This window comes from Phenylobacterium sp. (genome assembly GCF_030646615.1).
Lineage (GTDB): Bacteria > Pseudomonadota > Alphaproteobacteria > Caulobacterales > Caulobacteraceae > Phenylobacterium.
The window spans coordinates 22,592-37,193 of record NZ_JAUSLG010000053.1 but is presented as its reverse complement, the minus strand read 5'-3'; the positions used below and the strand labels follow the sequence as shown (position 1 = coordinate 37,193).

The window sequence follows — 14,602 nt, the reverse complement described above, 5'->3', positions numbered from 1 at the left end:
TCAGACGATCATCGCCAGGGGCTCTTCGATCAGAGCCTTGAACGCTTCCAGCCAGCGGGCGCCGGTCGCCCCGTCCACCACCCTGTGGTCGCAGGTCATGGTCACCGACATCACCGTGGCGATGGCCAGCTGATCGCCCCGGACCACCGGTTGCTTGGTCCCCGCCCCCACCGACAGGATCGCGCCCTGGGGTTCGTTGATGATCGAGCCGAAGGACTTGATCCCGAACATGCCGAGATTGGACACGCTGAAGGTGCCGCCCTGGAACTCCTCGGGCTTCAGCTTCCGCGTCCGGGCGCGCTCGGCCAGGTCCTTGGTTTCCTGGGCGATCTGCGCCAGGCCCTTAGTCTCGCACTTGCGGACGATCGGCGTGATCAGCCCGCCCTCGACGGCGACCGCCATGGCGATGTCCGCATGGTGGTGCAGGGCGATACCCTCGGGGGAATAGGAGGCGTTGGCCTCAGGCACCCGCATCAGGGCCACGGCGCAGGCCTTGAGGATGATGTCGTTGACGCTGACCTTCACCCCGTCCTTTTCCAGCATCTTGTTGATCCGACCGCGGGACTCGAGCAGGCGGTCAATCTCCAGATCGATGGTCAGGGGGAAGTGCGGCACGTCACGGAAGGAGTCGGTCATCCGCCGGGCCACGGTCTTGCGCATGCCATCCAGCGGAATCAGCTCGTAGCTGCCCTCGGGGATGCCCATCTGCTGCAGGGACTGGACCGGACGGGTTTCGCCGCGGCGCTCGCTCGGCGTAGTCGCCGTCGTCGTTGCGGGTTTGGCCCCCGGCTTGGCGTCCTTGACGTCGCGCTCGATGATCCGGCCGTGGGGGCCAGAGCCCTCGATGGCCGCGAGGTCGAGCCCCTTCTGCTCGGCGATCCGCCGGGCCAGGGGCGAGGCGAAGATGCGCTCGCCGCCCGGGGTCTTGGCCGGTGAAGCCTTTGCAGGCGCGGGCTCGGCCTTGGCTGGCCTCTCAGCCTTGGCCGGCGCCGCTTCGGGGGCTGCCTCTTTCGCAGGTTTGGGCTCGGGCGCCTTGGCCTCGACGCCGCCGGACAGGCGGGCGATGGGCGCATTGACCTTCACGCCCTCGGTTCCGGCTTCGACGAGAATCTCCTCTACGACGCCCTCATCGACGGCCTCGACCTCCATGGTCGCCTTGTCGGTCTCGATCTCGGCGATCACATCGCCGGCCGAAACCGTGTCGCCCTTCTTGACCAGCCACTTGGCGAGGGTGCCCTCCTCCATGGTGGGCGACAGCGCCGGCATCAGGATGTCGGTCATGCGGATTCCTTGGAGAGGTGCGCGAGGCCCGCGGCGTGGGCCTCCCAGTTCTGGCCGTCGAAGGGTTCGATGTCGAAGTCCAGATCGTCGGCGGGGTCGAGGCAGCGGACATTGATCGACCAGCCGTCGGGGTTCGACCGCGGACGATAGAAGCTCTTCACCCCGCAAACCTTGCAGAAGGTGTGCTGGGCGACCCCGGTGTTGAACAGATAGGTGGTGATCTGGTCCTCACCCTGGAGCAGGCGAAAGCGGCTGGCGGGCACGATGGCGTGGATGAACCCCGTCATGGCGCAGATCGAGCAGTTGCAGGCCTGGGCGGTCACGCGCCCGGGCAGGGCGACCTCGAACCGCACCGCCCGGCAATGGCAGCCGCCGCCGCGCCAGGTCAGGTCCGCCGGCTCGCTCATGACCTGTAGCTGACCGCCTTGGCGGCCTTGACGATCTTGTCCACCGACGGCAGCGACAGGGCTTCCAGATTGGCGGCATAGGGCAGAGGCACGTCCTCCTGGCAGACCCGCGCGGGCGGGGCGTCCAGATAGTCGAAGGCGTGCTCGATCACCCGGGCGATGATCTCGGCGCCGACGCCCATGGGCCCCCAGCCCTCCTCGACCGTCACCAGGCGGTGGGTCTTGCGCACGCTCTCGACCACCGTCTCGTGGTCCAGGGGGCGCAAGGTGCGAAGATCGACGACCTCGGCCTCGATCCCTTCGCCGGCCAGTTCTTCGGCCGCCTTCAGCGCCAGGCCGACCATCCGAGAATAGGCGGTGATGGTGACGTCCGCGCCCGTCCGACGGACCTTGGCCTTGCCGATGGGCAGGACATAGTCGTCCACCTCGGGGACGTCGAACTCCTGGCCATAGAGCATCTCGTGCTCAAGGAAGACCACCGGATTGGGATCGCGGATCGCCGCCTTCAGCAGCCCCTTGGCGTCGGCGGCGTCATAGGGGGCGATCACCTTCAGGCCCGGAATATGGGCGTACCAGGCGGCGTAGTCCTGGCTGTGCTGGGCCGCCACGCGGGACGCCGCCCCATTGGGACCGCGGAAGACCATGGGCGTGGTGATCTGACCGCCGGACATGTAGTGGGTCTTGGCCGCGGAGTTCACGATGTGGTCGATCGCCTGCATGGCGAAGTTCCAGGTCATGAACTCGACAATGGGCTTAAGGCCGGCCATGGCCGCGCCGACGCCGAGGCCGGCGAAGCCGTATTCGGTGATCGGGGTGTCTATCACCCGACGCTCGCCGAACTCCTCCAGCAGACCACGGCTGACCTTGTAGGCCCCCTGGTACTGGGCGACCTCTTCACCCATCAGGAAGACCGTCTCGTCCCGGCGCATCTCCTCGGCCATGGCGTCGCGCAGGGCGTCGCGGACCGTGGTCTTGACGAGCTTGGCGCCCTCCGGGATTTCCGGGTCGGCCAGGGCCTCCGCAGGGCGCACGGCGGCAGGGCCGTCTCCCTCCGGCTGTTCAGCCTTGGCGTCGGCGGGCGGCTTCTTTTCCGGATCGCCGGACGCCTCGGCCTCTTCGGCGTCGGACGCCTTGGGCTCAGGTTCGGCCTTGGCCGGGGCCGCGCCGCCGGCGAGCCGGGCGATGGGCGCATTGACCTTCACGCCTTCGGCGCCGGCCTCAACCAGGAGTTCCTCGACCACGCCCTCATCGACGGCCTCGACCTCCATGGTCGCCTTGTCGGTCTCGATCTCGGCGATCACGTCGCCGGCCGAGACGGTGTCGCCGACCTTTACGTGCCATTTGGCCAGCGTGCCCTCCTCCATGGTCGGAGACAGCGCCGGCATCAGGATGTCGGTCACTGTGCGGCCTCCACATAGACCTCGGTATAGAGCTCGGCCAGCTCAGGCTCGGGCGAGGTGCGGGCGAATTCGGCGGCCTCGGCGACGATCTTCTTCACGTCGGCGTCGATCGCCTTGAGGGCGGCCTCATCGGCCAGGCCCTCCTTTTCCAGCATCTCCCGCAGATGTTCGATGGGATCGCGGGTCTTGCGGACCTCGTCCACCTCTTCCCGGGTGCGGTACTTGGCCGGATCACTCATGGAATGGCCACGATAGCGATAGGTCTTCATCTCCAGAATGAAGGGCCCCTCGCCGCTGCGGGCGTGGGCGGCGGCCCGCTTGGCGGCGTCGCGCACCGCCAGAACGTCCATGCCGTCCACCTCTTCGCCGGGAATCCGGAAGGAGGCGCCGCGCTTGTACATGTGGGTCTCAGACGACGACCGCTCCAGGGACGTGCCCATGGCGTACTGGTTGTTCTCGATCACATAGACGACCGGCAGCTTCCACAGGGCGGCCATGTTGAAGCTCTCATAGACCTGGCCCTGGTTGGCGGCGCCGTCGCCGAAATAGGTGAAGGTCACCTTGCCATTGTCCCGGTAGCGGTTGGCGAGCGCCAGGCCCGTGCCCAGGGGCGCGGAGGCCCCGACAATGCCGTGGCCGCCATAGAACTCCGCCTCGCGGGAGAACATGTGCATCGATCCGCCCTTGCCCTTGGACGAGCCCCCGGCCCGACCGGTCAGCTCGGCCATGACCTCGTTGGGATCCATGCCGCAGGCCAGCATATGGCCGTGGTCGCGATAGGCGGTGATGACCTGGTCGCCCTCCTCCTGGATCGACTGGACACCGACGGCGATGGCTTCCTGGCCGATATAGAGGTGGCAGAACCCGCCGATCAGACCCATGCCGTAGAGCTGGCCGGCCCGTTCCTCGAAGCGGCGGATCAGCAGCATGTTCCGATAGAAGCCCAGCAGGGCGTCCTTACCGAGACCGTTTGCGGTGTCGGCCGGCTGGTCGCCGGCCTTGGCGGCCGGTTTGGCGCGCGCCATATGTCTCTCCCGGGTCGATTCTGCGTCAGCCACTCTAACCCAGGGCTGGCCGGCAGGTCAGCCGCCCGTGGGGTTATCGCCCTGAATGCGGATCACATAATCCCTGGGATCGCTATAACCTAGGAGGGACCGGGCCCGTTCTTCGAGAAGATCTGCCGAAAGCGAGCCGTCGCGCAGCAGTTTGGCGCGCACCTCGAGATCCTGCCTTTGGGCCGTCAGGCGCGCCAGTTCCGCCGACTTGGTCGCCAGGGTCTGCTCCCGCTGGGCCGAGGTCAGCAGGCCCTGATCGCCGGTCAGGGCGTGGTACGCGAAATAGACGATCAGGAGCGCCAGGGCGGCGGTCGAGATGTAGGAGCGAAGACCTGTGAGCACGGCGATTCTGCAATTGCGACGCTTCAGACTCGTCAATTGTGCTTAATTTTGCGTTGCAGCTCAGCTGTTTGGCGATGAGGATAGCGAGCATGGATCACAAGCACCCGCCCAATTGACCTAAGCGCTCCGCCGGCCGACTGAAGCGTATCGCGGCATGGCTGCTGCCGCCGCTCACCCGCGCGCCCTATGCTCTCGTGACGGCCCTGCTGCTGGTCAGGTTCGCCGACGAGTGGTTCACCTTCCTGCCCGCCGGTGTCCTTGAAGCCCTGCGCGAGGATGTCGGCCTAAGCTACGCCCAGGGCGGCCTGGTCCTGGCGGCGCTCAGCCTGGGCGGAACCGTCGGCATCGTCTTCCAGGCCGCCGCCGACTATGTCAGCCGTCGCTGGCTGTCGGCCCTGGGCGCCCTGGCCTATGGCGGCGCCATGATCGCCTTCGGCCTGGGCGAATCCTTCATCACGCTGTTCGCCGCCGCCTTCGTCTGGGGCGCCGCCAGCGACGCCTTCATCCATGGGTGCGAGGTGGCGTTGGTGGACCTGGCAGGCGAGGACCTGCCGCGCATGCTGGGGCGGGTGAACGCCTGGTCGGCGCTGGGCGACCTGCTGGCGCCGGCGAGCCTGGCCCTGGCCGCCGGCCTCGGCCTGGGCTGGCGGGGCCTCTTCCTGGCGGGCGGCGGGCTGATGCTGGCCTATGGGCTGTGGCTGGCCTCGCAGCGCTTTCCGCCCCCGCACAGGGCGCCGGGCGACGCCCAGCCCGGGCTTCGCCTGCTGGCCCTGCTCACCGACGGACGGGTGCTGCTGATGGCGGTGATCATGGGGCTGTTCGCCCTGCTGGACGAGCCGCTGCTGGCCTTCCTGATCGCCTATCTCGACAGGGTCGCCGGCTATGGACCAGGGCTGGCCGTGATCCTGTCCACAGGCGCGCTGGCCGGTGGGCTGGCGGGCCATAGCCTGGCCGGTCGTCTGATTCCCGCCGCCGCGCCGGGACGGGTTCTTGTCCCCGTCGCCCTCGCCACGGCGCTCAGCCTGCCGGTGATGGCCTTCGGGCCCCAGGCCGGGCTGGTCGTGGGCGGCGGACTGGTCTTCGGCTTCAGCGGGGCGGTCTTCTATACGGCCCTGCAGAGCCTCGTCCTCACCCTGCGCCCAGGACAGGCGGGATCGACCGGCGCGGTGGTGTCGGCCATCGGCCTGGCCGGCGCCGGCTTCCCGGCGCTGGTGGGGCTGGCGGCGGACGCCTGGGGACTGACGGCGGGCCTCTGCCTCTATGTGGCCGTCCCCGCCGCCATGCTGGCCCTGACGCTGCTCTTGAGCCGGAACCGCGGCTAGATCTGCTTGATCGCCTTGCGGCCCAGATAGAGGGCCTGGTCGCCCAGCTCCTGCTCGATGCGCAGCAGCTGGTTGTACTTGGCCGTCCGGTCGGAGCGGGCCAGCGAGCCGGTCTTGATCTGCCCGCAGTTGGTGGCCACGGCCAGGTCGGCGATGGTGGAGTCCTCGGTCTCCCCCGAGCGATGGCTCATGACGGCGGTGTAGCCGGCGCGATGGGCCATATCGACCGCGTCCAGGGTCTCCGACAGGGTGCCGATCTGGTTGACCTTGACCAGGATGGAGTTGGCCAGGCCCTTGTCGATGCCGTCCGACAGGCGGGCCGGATTGGTGACGAACAGGTCGTCGCCCACCAGCTGGACCTTGGCGCCCAGCTTGTCGGTCAGCAGCTTCCAGCCGTCGAAATCATCCTCGGCGCAGCCATCCTCGATGGAGACGATGGGGAACTTGGCCACCAGGGCGGCCAGATAGTCGACCATGCCGGCCGGATCGAAGCTCTGGCCCTCGCCGTCCAGCACGTACTTGCCGTCCTTGAAGAACTCGGTCGACGCCACGTCCAGACCCAGGTGGAAATGGTCGCCGCAGCGATAGCCCGCCGCCTCGCCGGCCTTGACGATGAAGGCCAGGGCCTCTTCGGCGCTGCCGATATTGGGGGCGAAACCGCCCTCGTCGCCGACAGTGGTGTTGTGGCCCGCGTCCTTCAGGGCCTTCTTCAGGCCGTGGAAGATCTCGGCGCCCATGCGCAGGCCCTCGGCGAAGGAGTCGGCGCCGGTGGGCAGGATCATGAATTCCTGGATGTCGATGGGATTGTCGGCGTGCGCGCCGCCATTGATGATGTTCATCATCGGCACCGGCAGCACCCGGGCCGAGACCCCGCCCACATACTTGTAGAGCGCCAGGTTGGCGCTGCCGGCCGCCGCCTTGGCCGCCGCCAGGCTGACGCCCAGGATGGCGTTGGCGCCCAGCCGCGACTTGTTGGCCGTGCCGTCCAGCTCGATCAGCAGGTCGTCCAGCCGGTGCTGGTCCTCGGCGTCGAAGCCCGACAGGGCGTCATAGATCTCGCCATTGACGGCCTCGACGGCTTGCAGGACGCCCTTGCCCAGATAGCGGCCCTTCTCGCCGTCTCGCTTCTCCACCGCCTCATGGGCCCCGGTCGAGGCCCCCGAGGGCACGGCGGCCCGGCCCATGGAGCCGTCTTCCAGCACCACATCGACCTCGATCGTGGGATTGCCGCGGCTGTCGAGGATTTCCCGGGCGGTGATGTCGACGATCTCGGTCATGGCGGTCCTCGTTATGGCAGGCGCAGGCGTTGGTTCTGGAAAGCCCGGGAGGCTTAGCCACCTTCGGCGCAGCGGGCAATCGGCCACGCAAAAGGCCTCGCCCGGTCCGGGCGAGGCCTCGATGTCTTGCGACGGAGGACGGGCTCTAAAAGAGCCTTAGTCTTCCTTCGGCGTCATGACCTGGCGGCCCTTGTACATGCCGGTCTTCAGGTCGACATGGTGCGGGCGCTTCAGCTCGCCGGTTTCCTTGTCTTCGACGAAGGAGTTCTTGCCCAGCGCATCATGGGAGCGCCGCATGTTGCGCCGCGAGGGCGATACTTTTCGCTTAGGAACGGCCATAGGGAGTCTCGCAGGCGTATAAAATTGAGACGGCGGCCACGGGGGCCGCCGACGTGAGCGCGGGTGTATGACGCAATCCGCCCGAGGTTTCAAGCGCCGTCGACCGCAAGAATGATCGGTGGAGCCCCAGTCCGGCCATCAGACCAACCGGCTCCGTTCCTTGGCCGCGCCGATGAAGCTGGCGAACAGGGGGTGGGGTTGGAAGGGGCGGCTTTTCAGTTCGGGGTGGAACTGGACGCCGACGAACCAGGGGTGGTCGGTGCGCTCGCAGATCTCCGGCAGGACGCCGTCCGGCGACAGGCCGGTCATCCGCAGGCCGGTCTGCTCGATGGCCTCGCGATAGCCGATATTGACCTCATAGCGGTGGCGATGGCGCTCGCTGATGGCCGGGCCGCCATAGATGTCGAACACCTTGGACCCCGGCGTCAGGACGGCGTCGTAGGCCCCAAGCCGCATGGTGCCGCCCAGGTCGTCGTCCAGCCCCCGGGTCTCGCGGGCGTTGCCGCGCACCCATTCGGTCATCAGGCCGACAACCGGCTCGGTCGTCGGGCCAAACTCCGTCGATGAGGCGTCCTTGAGGCCGGCCAGATTCCGGGCCGCCTCGATCATCGCCATCTGCATGCCGAAACAGATGCCGAAATAGGGAATCTCGTGCTCGCGGGCGAAGCGGACCGCCTGGATCATGCCTTCGGAGCCGCGCTGGCCGAAGGCGCCGGGCACCAGCACGCCGTGGACGCCGGTCAGGCGCTCGGAGATCAGCTCCTCCTCGCCGCCCTCGAAGGCCTCGCCCTCGACCCAGTCGAACTTGACCCGGACATTATTGGCAACCCCGCCATGGACCAGGGCCTCCACCAGGGACTTATAGGCGTCGGTCAGGCCGGTGTACGTGCCGACGATGGCGAAGTTCACCTCGCCGTCCGGGTGGGTCAGGGTGTGGCCGATGGTCTCCCACCGCGAGAGGTCGGGGGCCGGGGCGTCGGTGATGCCGAAGACGTCCAGCACCTCGGTGTCCAGGCCCTGGCGGTGATAGTCCAGGGGCACGGTGTAGATGCTGCTGGAGTCCTGAGCCTCGATCACCGCGCTTTCGCGCACATTGCAGAACAGCGCGATCTTGCGCCGCTCACCGGCCGGAATCTCGGTCTCGCAGCGGCAGAGCAGGATGTCGGGCTGGATGCCGATGGACCGCAGCTCCTTCACCGAGTGCTGGGTCGGCTTGGTCTTCATCTCGCCGGCGGTCTTGATATAGGGCAGCAGCGTCAGGTGGACGTAGCACACATTGCCCCGGGGCAGCTGCTGGCCAAGCTGGCGAATGGCCTCGAAGAAGGGCAGGCCCTCGATGTCGCCCACCGTGCCGCCGATCTCCACCAGCACGAAGTCGACGCCGTCGCCGGGATCGGACAGGACGAAGCGTTTGATCTCGTCGGTGACGTGGGGAATCACCTGGACGGTGGCGCCCAGATAGTCGCCGCGGCGCTCGCGCTCCAGGATGGTCTTGTAGATCTGGCCGGTGGTGACGTTGTCGCCGCGGGTGGCGTTGACCCCGGTGAACCGCTCGTAGTGGCCAAGATCGAGGTCGGTCTCGGCGCCGTCCTCGGTGACGAAGACTTCCCCGTGCTGATAGGGGCTCATGGTCCCCGGATCGACGTTCAGATAGGGGTCGAGCTTGCGCAGGCGGACCTTATAGCCGCGGGCCTGCAGGAGCGCGCCGAGCGCGGCGGAGGCGAGACCTTTTCCCAGGGATGAGACCACGCCGCCGGTGATGAAAATGTACCGGGTCATGGGCGATCAACCTACCATCGATTCGGGGCGCAGCACCGCATCTGCGGGTGCGCCAAAACGTCTTGGGTGGCCGCAAGGGCGCGGCCGGTGACGGAAAGCTCATGGCCCAGGCGCCGCAAAGGGACGCCTAAGCCCGTCGGGCTCAGGGCGCCGGCGCGGCCGGAGAGCCCTCCCCTTCGCCGGGTTCGGCGTCGAGGAAGGGGTTGCGGATCTGGGCGGCCGGGGCGTCGAGCGCCCCATCCGTGGCCGGCGCAGTTTCAACCGGCGCAGTCGGAATCGGCGCGACGGGGGGCTGGTTCAGCAGTGTCGGGTCCAGGGACTCGATGTTCAGCCGATCCACCGCCGAGCCACCGCTGACGCGTCCGGACACAAGCGTGATGGTCAGGCTGAGCGCGAAGAAGACGCCGCCGAGAATCCAGGTGAAGCGCGACAGGAAATCGCCGGCCCCCCGGGCGCTCATGAAGTTCCCCGATCCGCCGCCGCCCATGCCGAGCGCGCCCCCTTCGGAACGCTGGAGTAGCACGAGGCCGATCAGGACCAGGCAGACGATGATCTGAATGACGAGCAAGATGCCGAGCAGCATGGACAAGTCCAAAACCTCTGGCGCACGCCCTCAAGGAAGGGCTAGCGCCGAAAAACCAAGCGCGCGCTCTATCATCCCCCGTCCGCCAAGGCCATAGGCCGAGGCGCCGTTCTTTGGCGGCGCAGGCGTCGCCATTCGTCGCCGCAAACCGGCGGGCTTGGCCCCTAGCTAGGTCTTCGGGGCGCCGGCGACAATGGCCAGGAAGTCCGCGGCCTTCAGCGAGGCGCCCCCCACCAGGGCCCCGCCCACCTCAGGCAGGCCAAGAATCTCAGCCGCGTTGCCCGGCTTCACCGAGCCCCCATAGAGAATGGCGGGCGCATCGCCGGCCGCGCCGAACATCTCACGCAGGGTCGCCCGGATCGCCTGGTGAATCTCGACGATATCGTCCGAACTCGGGGTCAAGCCCGTGCCGATGGCCCAGACCGGCTCATAGGCCACCGTGAAGGCCTTGCCCGCGAGGCTGGGCGGCAAGGAGCCGCGCACCTGCCGGGTCACCACCTCCAGGGCGCGACCGGCTTCACGCTCGTCCAGGGTCTCGCCGACACAGATGATGGGCTCCAGTCCGCCGCGCAGGGCGGCCTCGACCTTGGCGGCGACATCGCCGTCGCTTTCGCCGTGGACCGCCCGGCGTTCGGAGTGCCCGAGGATCACCAGGCTCGCCCCGGCGTCGGCGAGCATCTCGGCCGACACATCGCCGGTGAAGGCGCCCGAGGCCTCCGCATGACAGTCCTGGCCGCCGATGGCGACCCCCCCGCCGGCCAGGGCGCGGCTCATCCGCTCCACCAGGGTGGCGGGGGGACAGAGCGCCACCCGCACGCCCAAGGCCGGCGCGCCGGCCGCCACGGCCTGGGCTTCGGCCAGGGCGCCCGCCGTCCCGTTCATCTTCCAGTTGCCGGCGATCAGGGGGGTGGGTGCGTTCATCGGGCCTCTCCTTGGGGTCGATCTGGCGGTTAAGCCAAGCGATCGACTCTGTCACGTGCTTGCGGGGGGGAAGCCGCCTCCACTATACCCGCCCCTCTGGACTTCGCGCCCGAGGAAGGGTCCTCCATGCTCACTGCTTTCCGCGCCTTCGCCAAATCCTGGGTGGCGGCCCTCCTGATCGGCCTGCTGATCATCAGCTTCGCCGTGTTCGGCATGTCCGACGTCCTGCAAGGCCAGTTCTCCACCACCGTGGTGAAGGCGGGCGACCGCACCGTCGATGATGCGGGCTTCCGCCGGGCATTTGACGAATGGCGCCAGCAGACCGAGCAGCAGGTCGGCCAGCCGATCACGCCGCAGATGGCCGATGAAAACGGCATCATCCCGCGCCTGCTCGAACAGATCGCCACCCGAGAGGCCCTGGCGGCCCTGCTGCACAAGATGGGAATCCGGCCTGGCGACAGCCTGGTGGCCGACCAGCTGCGGCAGATTCCGGCCTTCTTCGATCCGATCAACGGCCGGTTCGACAGCAACCTGATGGCCCAGCGCCTCTCCCAGGCTAATCTAACTCCCGACGCGTTCCTGGCGCAGCTGGAAGACGACATCGCCCAGCAGCACTTCGCCTCGGGCCTGGTGAGCGGCCTGCGGGCCCCGCGGGCCTATAGCGCCCTGCCGGCCATGATCGACCGCGAGCAGCGCGACCTGGGCTATTTCCAGGTGGACGTGAACAATGTCGAGGCGCCGGAACTGCCGAGCGACGACCAACTCCAGGCCTTCATGCGGGAGAATTCGGCCCAACTGACCCAGCCGGAATATCGGGTGCTGTCGGTGGTCCGCTTCGCCCCCCGGCCGCAGGATCTCGACGTCGAGGTCACGGACGCACAGCTCCAGGAGCGCTTCGCGTTCCGCAGGGACACCCTGTCCCAGCCGGAGACCCGCACCCTGATCCAGATCCCGGCCAAGGATCAGGCCGCCGCCACACGCATCGCCCAGCGGCTGCGCGAAGGCGAAGACCCGACCGCTGTCGCCCGGGACCTGGGCGTCGATCCCATCGTCTATGAGGGCCGCCCACGCACCGCCATCGCAGATCGCAAGGTGGCGGAAGCCGCCTTCGCCCTCGCCGCCGGCGAGGTCAGCGCGCCCATCGAGGGCGACCTGGGTTTGGCCGTGGTCAAGGTCACATCGGTCAACCCCGGCCGCCAACCGACGCTTGAGGATGTTCGCCCCATGCTGGAGGCCGAGATCCGCGAGGATGCGGCCGCCGAGAAGGTCTATGAGCGCACCCAGGCCTATGAAGAGGCCCATATCGGCGGCGCTTCCCTGGCCGAGGCCGCCAAGGCCGCCGAAGCCACGGTCATCACCCTGCCCGCCATCAGCGAACAGGGTCGCACCCAGGACGGCCAGCCCGTCGAAGGGCTGACGCCGCAGGTCATGGCGACGGCCTTTGAACTCGCCGAGGGCGGCGAGAGCGACCTCGCCGAACTGGCCGAGGGCCAGTACTTCGCCGTGAAGGTCGAGCGGGTGATCCCCGCCGCCCTGCCCCCGCTGGACGAGGTCCGCCCGGTGCTGGTGCGGGCCTGGATGCAGCGAGAGATGGTGCGTCGTCTTGAGGCCAAGGCCAATGAGCTGGCCGAACTGGTCCGCGGCGCCCAGACCCTGGAAGCCGCCGCTGGAACCATCGGCGCGCGGGTGACCCGGGCCACCAGCCTGAGCCGCGCCACCGCCCAGCAGACCGAGCAGCTTTCCGAAGACATGCTGGTCAAGGCCTTCTCCGCCGAGCCGAATGAGGTGTTCACCGCCCGCGCCGTGGAGTTCGCCGTGGTCGTCGGCAAGCTCGAGGCCGTCCGTCCGGGCGATACGGCGGAGATCGCCGCCGCGGCGGAGAGCGGCCGCGGCCAGGCCAGCATGGCCCTGTTCCGCGACCTCGTCGAGGCCGCCAGCCTCGCCGCCCGCGATGAAGTTCGGGTCCGCATCGACGAGAATCGCGCCCGCACCGTGCTGGGCCTTCAGCCCCGCGACAAGGCGGATCCGGCCAAGGCCCCCGCCAAGGCGCCGGAGCCCAAGGCATGATCGTCGAACCTGCGCTCTCAGACTTCGCCGCCCGCTACGGCGCGGGCGCGGCGCAGGTGGTCTGGACCCGCCTGATCGACGACCTGGAGACGCCGGTCTCGGCCTATCTGAAGATCGGCCAAGGCCAGCCCTACGCCTTCCTCTTCGAATCCGTCGAGGGGGGCGCCTGGCGCGGGCGCTATTCGTGGATCGCCTTGAAGCCGGATCTGGTCTGGCGCTGCCGGGGCGAGCGGGCCGAGATCGCCGAGGGCGACGACATCGCCGCGGGCCGGTTCACGCCCCAGGCCGCCGGCAGTCTCGAGTCCCTGCGCGACCTCGTGGCCGCCTGCCGCCTGGACATTCCCGCCGGCCTGCCGCCGATGGTGGCCGGGGTGTTCGGCGCCCTGGGCTACGACATGGTCCGGCTGGTGGAGCGGCTGCCTGATGTCAATCCAGACCCCCTGGACCTGCCTGACGGGGTGATGACGCGGCCGTCCGTGGTGGCGATCTTCGACTCCATCGGACAGGAGATCATCCTGGCCACCACCGTGCGGCCTGATGGCCAGTCTGCCGAGGCGGCCCACGACGCGGCTCAGGCGCGCCTCGCCGCCGTGGTCGCAGATCTGGCCAAGCCGACGCCGGCCCTGAAGCGGGACGGCGCGCCTCAGGCCGACGCCTTCACCACCCCGATCAGCCGCGAGGCCTATCGAGAGATAGTCGGCAAGGCCAAGGCCTATATCCGCGCCGGGGACATCTTCCAGGTGGTGCCCAGCCACCGGTTCCGCGCGCCCTTCGCCCTGGACCCGCTGGCGCTCTACCGCTCCCTGCGCCGGACCAATCCCTCGCCCTTCCTGTTCTACTTGAACTTCGGCGACTTCCAGCTGGCGGGCTCCAGCCCGGAAATCCTGGTCCGCCTGCGGGATGGCAAGATCACCATCCGCCCGATCGCCGGCACCCGCCCCCGGGGCGCCACGCCCGAAGAGGACCTGGCCCTCGAACAGGAGCTGATCGCCGACCCCAAAGAACGGGCCGAGCATCTGATGCTGCTCGATCTCGGACGCAACGACGTGGGCCGGGTCGCCATGCTGCGCCAGCCCGGCCGCAACGCCGCCGCAACGCGCCCCAAGGGCCCGAGCGTGCGGGTGACCGATAGCTTCTTCGTCGAGCGCTACAGCCACGTCATGCATCTGGTCTCCAATGTGGAGGGCGACGCCCCCGAGGGGGTCGATCCGGTGGACGTGCTGATGGCCGCCCTGCCGGCCGGCACGCTTTCAGGGGCGCCCAAGGTGCGCGCCATGCAGATCATTGATGAGCTGGAGATCGAGAAGCGCGGCATCGCCTATGCCGGCGCGGTCGGCTATTTCGGCGCCGACGGCTCGGTGGACACCTGCATCGTCCTGCGCACCGCCTGCTTCAAGGATGGCCAGATGTACATCCAGTCGGGCGGCGGCGTGGTGGCCGACTCAGATCCCGACGCTGAATATGACGAGACCCTGCACAAGGCCCGCGCCCTTCGCCGCGCCGCCGAGGACGCCTGGCGATTCGTCTAGGGCGCTTCTTCCAGGGGCGTTTCGCTAAGCGGCGCATCGTCCAGTGAGACGCCCGATTCGCCCGTCAGATGCTGGGTGACCACCGGCGGGGCGGTGATCATGGCGCCGGCCAGGGCGAGGGCCGCCACGGCCGCGAAGGCCGCCGCCGCCAGCACCGGCCAGAGCCGTTCGCGGGCAGCGGGCGCAGCCAACAGGCTCCGCGCTTCGGCCAGGGCTTCAGGATCGAGAGCGGAATCAGCAGCCGTCATATTTGCAGCATCGGCCCGCGTCCCCCCATATGCAACGCGGCGCTTTGCGCAC

14 protein-coding genes are annotated in these 14,602 nt (G+C 68.4%); 3 read left to right on the top strand and 11 right to left on the bottom strand.

The features are described from left to right. The 5 genes from Q7S93_RS09370 to Q7S93_RS09350 are packed head-to-tail and all read right to left on the bottom strand — an operon-like array spanning position 1 to position 4,485. Positions 1-1,281 (bottom strand): pyruvate dehydrogenase complex dihydrolipoamide acetyltransferase, encoded by a 1,281-nt coding sequence (locus Q7S93_RS09370; protein WP_304713619.1) that lies wholly within the window; start codon positions 1,279-1,281, stop codon positions 1-3. Beyond that, positions 1,278-1,688, bottom strand: coding sequence for a GFA family protein (locus tag Q7S93_RS09365; RefSeq protein ID WP_304713618.1), 411 nt, complete (start codon positions 1,686-1,688; stop codon positions 1,278-1,280). The genes Q7S93_RS09370 and Q7S93_RS09365 overlap by 4 nt, the downstream gene beginning before the upstream one ends. After that, positions 1,685-3,088 carry a pyruvate dehydrogenase complex E1 component subunit beta gene (locus Q7S93_RS09360; protein ID WP_304713617.1) on the bottom strand — a complete coding sequence of 468 codons (1,404 nt, stop codon included), beginning with the start codon at positions 3,086-3,088 and terminating at the stop codon, positions 1,685-1,687. Before Q7S93_RS09360 ends, Q7S93_RS09365 begins: the two co-directional genes overlap by 4 nt. After that, positions 3,085-4,113, bottom strand: a complete 1,029-nt coding sequence (gene pdhA, locus Q7S93_RS09355; protein ID WP_304713616.1) for a pyruvate dehydrogenase (acetyl-transferring) E1 component subunit alpha — start codon at positions 4,111-4,113, stop codon at positions 3,085-3,087. Before pdhA ends, Q7S93_RS09360 begins: the two co-directional genes overlap by 4 nt. Before the next feature lie 57 nt (positions 4,114-4,170). Then, entirely contained in the window at positions 4,171-4,485 is a 315-nt protein-coding gene (locus tag Q7S93_RS09350) for an FtsB family cell division protein (RefSeq protein WP_304713615.1), read from the bottom strand. 194 nt (positions 4,486-4,679) lie between these two features. Here Q7S93_RS09350 and Q7S93_RS09345 point away from each other — a divergent pair, with 194 nt between their 5' ends. Next, a complete protein-coding gene (locus Q7S93_RS09345; protein ID WP_304713614.1) occupies positions 4,680-5,807 on the top strand; it encodes an MFS transporter in 1,128 nt (375 codons plus the stop codon). Here the strand turns inward: Q7S93_RS09345 and eno are convergent. The 5 genes from eno to tpiA form a co-directional block, all read right to left on the bottom strand. After that, positions 5,804-7,084: a phosphopyruvate hydratase gene (eno, locus tag Q7S93_RS09340; protein WP_304713613.1), complete on the bottom strand. Its 1,281-nt coding sequence runs from the start codon at positions 7,082-7,084 to the stop codon at positions 5,804-5,806. The two genes, Q7S93_RS09345 and eno, sit on opposite strands and share 4 nt — an antisense overlap. 156 nt (positions 7,085-7,240) lie before the next feature. Next, positions 7,241-7,423: a 50S ribosomal protein L32 gene (gene rpmF / locus Q7S93_RS09335; RefSeq protein ID WP_300579361.1), complete on the bottom strand. Its 183-nt coding sequence runs from the start codon at positions 7,421-7,423 to the stop codon at positions 7,241-7,243. A 138-nt stretch (positions 7,424-7,561) separates the two neighbouring features. Next, positions 7,562-9,202, bottom strand: coding sequence for a CTP synthase (locus tag Q7S93_RS09330; RefSeq protein ID WP_304713612.1), 1,641 nt, complete (start codon positions 9,200-9,202; stop codon positions 7,562-7,564). A gap of 142 nt (positions 9,203-9,344) precedes the next feature. Continuing rightward, positions 9,345-9,785 (bottom strand): preprotein translocase subunit SecG, encoded by a 441-nt coding sequence (gene secG / locus Q7S93_RS09325; RefSeq protein ID WP_304713611.1) that lies wholly within the window; start codon positions 9,783-9,785, stop codon positions 9,345-9,347. 168 nt (positions 9,786-9,953) lie between these two features. Continuing rightward, positions 9,954-10,706, bottom strand: coding sequence for a triose-phosphate isomerase (tpiA, locus tag Q7S93_RS09320; RefSeq protein WP_304713610.1), 753 nt, complete (start codon positions 10,704-10,706; stop codon positions 9,954-9,956). Positions 10,707-10,832: 126 nt separating this feature from the next. Between tpiA and Q7S93_RS09315 the strand changes: the two genes are divergently transcribed. Together Q7S93_RS09315 and trpE are read left to right on the top strand one after the other, a co-directional pair. Continuing rightward, entirely contained in the window at positions 10,833-12,773 is a 1,941-nt protein-coding gene (locus Q7S93_RS09315) for a peptidylprolyl isomerase (RefSeq protein WP_304713609.1), read from the top strand. After that, a complete protein-coding gene (gene trpE / locus Q7S93_RS09310) occupies positions 12,770-14,302 on the top strand; it encodes an anthranilate synthase component I (RefSeq protein WP_304713608.1) in 1,533 nt (510 codons plus the stop codon). The genes Q7S93_RS09315 and trpE overlap by 4 nt, the downstream gene beginning before the upstream one ends. Here the strand turns inward: trpE and Q7S93_RS09305 are convergent. Then, the gene (locus tag Q7S93_RS09305; RefSeq protein ID WP_304713607.1) at positions 14,299-14,550 is read right to left on the bottom strand and encodes a hypothetical protein; all 252 of its coding nucleotides are present in this window, start codon (positions 14,548-14,550) and stop codon (positions 14,299-14,301) included. The two genes, trpE and Q7S93_RS09305, sit on opposite strands and share 4 nt — an antisense overlap. Between the last annotated feature and the right edge of the window lie 52 nt (positions 14,551-14,602).

What these genes read in the sequence shown, in the direction of transcription:
- Q7S93_RS09330 (WP_304713612.1), bottom strand. Translation starts at nt 9,202, where the DNA reads ATGACCCGGTACATTTTCATCACCGGCGGCGTGGTCTCATCCCTGGGA.
- tpiA (WP_304713610.1), bottom strand. Translation starts at nt 10,706, where the DNA reads ATGAACGCACCCACCCCCCTGATCGCCGGCAACTGGAAGATGAACGGG.
- rpmF (WP_300579361.1), bottom strand. Translation starts at nt 7,423, where the DNA reads ATGGCCGTTCCTAAGCGAAAAGTATCGCCCTCGCGGCGCAACATGCGG.
- secG (WP_304713611.1), bottom strand. Translation starts at nt 9,785, where the DNA reads ATGCTGCTCGGCATCTTGCTCGTCATTCAGATCATCGTCTGCCTGGTC.
- Q7S93_RS09315 (WP_304713609.1), top strand. Translation starts at nt 10,833, where the DNA reads ATGCTCACTGCTTTCCGCGCCTTCGCCAAATCCTGGGTGGCGGCCCTC.
- eno (WP_304713613.1), bottom strand. Translation starts at nt 7,084, where the DNA reads ATGACCGAGATCGTCGACATCACCGCCCGGGAAATCCTCGACAGCCGC.
- pdhA (WP_304713616.1), bottom strand. Translation starts at nt 4,113, where the DNA reads ATGGCGCGCGCCAAACCGGCCGCCAAGGCCGGCGACCAGCCGGCCGAC.
- Q7S93_RS09370 (WP_304713619.1), bottom strand. Translation starts at nt 1,281, where the DNA reads ATGACCGACATCCTGATGCCGGCGCTGTCGCCCACCATGGAGGAGGGC.
- Q7S93_RS09305 (WP_304713607.1), bottom strand. Translation starts at nt 14,550, where the DNA reads ATGACGGCTGCTGATTCCGCTCTCGATCCTGAAGCCCTGGCCGAAGCG.
- Q7S93_RS09365 (WP_304713618.1), bottom strand. Translation starts at nt 1,688, where the DNA reads ATGAGCGAGCCGGCGGACCTGACCTGGCGCGGCGGCGGCTGCCATTGC.
- trpE (WP_304713608.1), top strand. Translation starts at nt 12,770, where the DNA reads ATGATCGTCGAACCTGCGCTCTCAGACTTCGCCGCCCGCTACGGCGCG.